Consider the following 1,517-nt stretch of genomic DNA (forward strand, 5'->3'; position numbering starts at 1 on the left):
ACCCATCCATATTTATCCTTTCTGACCGTTAAAATGCACAAAAGCCACCAATTCCGCGGAGCACAGTTTGTCGCGAGGATGCGCTTCGGGTTTCAAAACTGCGTCGTCTGTGCTGAACAAATTCGCAGGAATTTGACACTAGCGCGTCTCCATATTTTGTTTCTCTTTGTCATGTTGGTAACGGTCAGAGTCGCCAGGTGCGCTGAGGAAGGTTCATGGAAACGGTCGTTATCATCGGAGGAGGACTAGCAGGGCATCGTGCTGCCACCACGCTCGCCGAGCTGTGTCCTGAGCAGCGCACGGTCCTGATTCATAGCGAAAGCGGGACACCCTATGACAGGCCGCCGCTATCCAAGGACTTTCTTTTGGGGGGCAAGAGGCCGACCCTGAAAGGGTCTGAGCTGTATGCAGACCGCGTCGTTTTGCGGGATGGGACGAAGGCCACCCTGATCGACCCTGTTCGACGTATCGTCCATACTGATATCGGCAAACCGGAACACTACGACAAGCTGTTGATCGCAACGGGATCTCGAGCACGGCTCTTCGAGAATTCCGGTGTGGACCCGGCACAAATTCATTATTTGCGCACTGAAGCAGACGCTTTGCGATTGCGCGCGGCTCTTGCGCCTGGCCGGCGGCTGGCAGTTGTAGGCGGGGGTTTTATAGGGCTGGAGGTATCGGGGATGGCTCGCCGCTTGGGCTGTCAAACAACGGTCATTGAGCTAGCGCCGCGACTGCTGCCGCGTAGCGCCTCCCTCTCTTTGTCAGAATGGATCGCAACGCGTCACTCGAGCGAAGGTGGTGAGTTCCGTTTGAACTGTGCGAATCTGCGTATGTCGAATAATTCAAAGGGCGAGGTCGTTCTGACTTGGAATGGAGGGTCGATCGTTGCTGACGTGGTGCTTATTGGCATCGGGATTGGGCCTAATGCGCAAATCGCCGCTGACGCCGGCATCGACACCGCTGACGGGATCCTTGTGAACGCTCGCTGCGAAACGTCCGTTGCGGGAATATATGCTGCCGGAGAAGTGACGAACTATCCTTTGCCCGCGCTTGGCCGGCGGCTACGCAGTGAGAGCTGGACTGTGGCCGGCGATCAGGCCGTTGTGGCCGCACAAGTTATGTGCGGTCTCGATGCACAGTATCAGGACCTACCGTGGTTCTGGTCCGATCAGTGCGGCGTAACCATCCAGTCATTCGGGCTGCCAGCCCTCGCGACCCGCCTGTACCGCATCGGAGACGTCGCGAGCGAACGGTGGCTGGAGATTGGCGCCGATGACCAGGGACGTTTTGTCAGTGCCGTGGGAGTCAACCCAGGTCGTGACATGATGCAGCTCCGGCGAGACGTCAAGGCTGGCAGGCCTATATCGCCGGATATCTTGAGCCGAGCCGAGGAAGTCGATCCGTCCGATATTTACCTCGCAACTGGCTAATCGTGCAATCGGAGTTACCTGTGATAACAGTAGCAAATAACATAGATACGGCGCCGCAGACTTATAAATGGGTCATTCTTTGCC

General features: G+C 56.8%; 1 protein-coding gene. It reads left to right on the top strand.

Going from position 1 to position 1,517, the window contains the following annotated elements; all coding sequences use genetic code 11:
• Nucleotides 1-215 precede the first annotated feature (215 nt).
• Nucleotides 216-1,433 (top strand): NAD(P)/FAD-dependent oxidoreductase, encoded by a 1,218-nt coding sequence (locus NKJ17_RS33820; RefSeq protein ID WP_352692043.1) that lies wholly within the window; start codon nucleotides 216-218, stop codon nucleotides 1,431-1,433.
• Nucleotides 1,434-1,517 lie beyond the last annotated feature (84 nt).

The organism is Mesorhizobium sp. M0208 (genome assembly GCF_040322015.1).
Taxonomy (GTDB): domain Bacteria; phylum Pseudomonadota; class Alphaproteobacteria; order Rhizobiales; family Rhizobiaceae; genus Mesorhizobium.

Excerpts from the sequence above, each read along its gene's own strand:
- NKJ17_RS33820 (WP_352692043.1), top strand. The coding sequence starts at position 216 with ATGGAAACGGTCGTTATCATCGGAGGAGGACTAGCAGGGCATCGTGCT.